Origin of the sequence: Endozoicomonas euniceicola, assembly GCF_025562755.1 — a bacterium.
Taxonomy (GTDB): domain Bacteria; phylum Pseudomonadota; class Gammaproteobacteria; order Pseudomonadales; family Endozoicomonadaceae; genus Endozoicomonas_A; species Endozoicomonas_A euniceicola.
In genome coordinates, this window is sequence record NZ_CP103300.1 from 2852501 (window position 1) to 2855000 (window position 2500).

At 49.3% G+C, this 2500-nt stretch carries 1 protein-coding gene, 2 rRNA genes and 1 pseudogene (2 of these 4 cut by a window edge); 3 read left to right on the top strand and 1 reads right to left on the bottom strand.

All coding sequences use genetic code 11. The annotated features are described in order from the left end of the window. Positions 1 to 1027: ribosomal RNA gene (locus NX720_RS11020) — 23S ribosomal RNA — on the top strand; it begins 2381 nt to the left of the window's first position. 188 nt (positions 1028 to 1215) lie between these two features. Then, positions 1216 to 1331: ribosomal RNA gene (gene rrf / locus NX720_RS11025) — 5S ribosomal RNA — on the top strand. A gap of 163 nt (positions 1332 to 1494) precedes the next feature. Here rrf and tnpA read toward each other — a convergent pair. Continuing rightward, positions 1495 to 1922 (bottom strand): annotated as a pseudogene (gene tnpA / locus NX720_RS11030) (IS200/IS605 family transposase). Positions 1923 to 1987: 65 nt separating this feature from the next. On the opposite strand from tnpA, the gene NX720_RS11035 reads away from it, so the two are divergent. After that, positions 1988 to 2500: the start of an RNA-guided endonuclease InsQ/TnpB family protein gene (locus tag NX720_RS11035; RefSeq protein ID WP_262601172.1), read on the top strand. The gene runs 660 nt beyond the window's last position; 513 of the gene's 1173 nt are visible here — the first part of the coding sequence; the start codon lies at positions 1988 to 1990; its stop codon lies off the right edge, out of view.

The following is a 2500-nucleotide window of genomic DNA, read 5'->3' on the forward strand; positions in this document are numbered from 1 at the left end:
GCGGTTGATCGAAGCCCCGGTAAACGGCGGCCGTAACTATAACGGTCCTAAGGTAGCGAAATTCCTTGTCGGGTAAGTTCCGACCTGCACGAATGGCGTAACGATGGCCACGCTGTCTCCACCCAAGACTCAGTGAAATTGAAATCGCTGTTAAGATGCAGTGTATCCGCGGCTAGACGGAAAGACCCCGTGAACCTTTACTACAGCTTCACAGTGGATCTTGATGTTGCTTGTGTAGGATAGGTGGGAGGCTTTGAAACGTGGACGCCAGTCTGCGTGGAGCCGACCTTGAAATACCACCCTGGCAATATTGAGGTTCTAACCCAGGTCCCTAACCGGGATCGGGGACATTGTGTGGTGGGTAGTTTGACTGGGGCGGTCTCCTCCCAAAGAGTAACGGAGGAGCACGAAGGTTGGCTAAGCACGGTCGGACATCGTGCGGTTAGTGTAAAGGCACAAGCCAGCTTGACTGCGAGACGTACATGTCGAGCAGGTACGAAAGTAGGTCTTAGTGATCCGGTGGTTCTGCATGGAAGGGCCATCGCTCAACGGATAAAAGGTACTCCGGGGATAACAGGCTGATACCGCCCAAGAGTTCACATCGACGGCGGTGTTTGGCACCTCGATGTCGGCTCATCACATCCTGGGGCTGAAGCCGGTCCCAAGGGTATGGCTGTTCGCCATTTAAAGTGGTACGCGAGCTGGGTTTAGAACGTCGTGAGACAGTTCGGTCCCTATCTGCCGTGGACGTTGGAAGTTTGAGGAGAGCTGCTCCTAGTACGAGAGGACCGGAGTGGACGAACCACTGGTGTTCGGGTTGTGTCGCCAGACGCATTGCCCGGTAGCTAAGTTCGGACGGGATAACCGCTGAAAGCATCTAAGCGGGAAGCCCCCTTCAAGATGAGACTTCCCTTGACCCTAGAGGTCACATAAGAGACGTTGAAGACTACGACGTTGATAGGCGGGGTGTGTAAGCGTTGTGAGGCGTTGAGCTAACCCGTACTAATGACTCGAGAGGCTTGACCATATAACGCCAAAGCGATTTGAAGAGCTTGAAGCTATAAGCTTGAAGCCGGAAGCTGTACGCAATAGTGAGAGAGTGTAGAGCAAGAATAAACAAAGCTGTTTAAGTATATTTTGGATTCCAGGAGCGTTCAGCTTCGAGCTTTAAGCTTATAGCTTCCAGCTTGAGAGCCGAAGGCTCGACCAGTTTTGCCTGGTGACCATAGAGCGTTGGAACCACCCGATCCCATCCCGAACTCGGAAGTGAAACGACGCATCGCCGATGGTAGTGTGGGGCTTCCCCATGTGAGAGTAGGTCATCGCCAGGCACTTAATTAGAAAAGCCCGATAGAGCAATCTGTCGGGCTTTTTGCTATGTGCGGAAAAATATCAACAGCAGGTACCGTCAGATAATAAATTAGCAAAATCGTCGTAAACCCTCGCCCAATGCGGGCGGGGATATAAGACGGGAAGGCGCAGAGCCTTCCGCCATCAATCTGGTGTACTCTGGCTATTAACGTAGTCCTTCAGAGTCTCGATAGTTGCACCGCCAGCACTGCAAGCAAAGTAAGACCTTGACCACATTAAGCCTGCTTTGCTCTGAGCAGTAAGGTGGGTATTCAGCATTCGCAACCGTCTTGATGATGTTGATTTGAGATTATTTACCATGACATTGATAGCCAGTTTTGGTGGGTAGGCACCAACAGGTGTACGTGATCTTTTTCGCCATCCATTTCAAGTAACTGGCATTCCAGTTTTTCACATGCACTCTCGAACGACTCCCGTAACTGCTTGATCATATAGCCATCAAAAAGCTTTCGCCTGTACTTTGTCGTGAACACCAAATGAACAACCAGCTTGGTAACGCTATGTCGTTTGCGAAGATACCCTTTAAGCAAATCTTTATTGTGTGCGCTCACTTGAAAACCTCTTTCAAATACCTGTAATATAAAGTTTATATTAATGAGTACTGAAATAACGTTCCATGCTGAGAGCCACCAAAGTACGAATCTATCCAACATCAGGGCAGGCGGAATTTCTCGACCGTCAGTTTGATGCTGTGCGGTTCGTATGGAACAAGGCCCTGGCTATTAAGGTTCATTATTACAAGGTTCGTGGGCAGAGCCTTTCTCCCAAAAAACACCTGAAGCCCTTGCTGGCAAAAGCCAAGAAAAGCCGAAAGTACTCATGGCTGAAAAACGCTGACTCTATTGCACTGCAACAGGCCACTATCAATCTGGATACGGCCTTTCAAAACTTTTTCAATCCCAAATTGCAGGCAAGATTTCCTCGCTTCAAGAAAAAGCATGGCAAGCAAAGTAGCTACCATTGTACGTCTGTCTCTGTGGGCGATAACTGGATAAAAATCCCCAAGTGCAAGCCCATAAGGGCTAAAGTGCATCGTGAAATAGTGGGTAAGGTGAAGTCTATCACCCTGAGCAGAACGCTAACCGGCAAGTATTTTGCCTCTATATTGGCTGATGATACCCAGGAACAA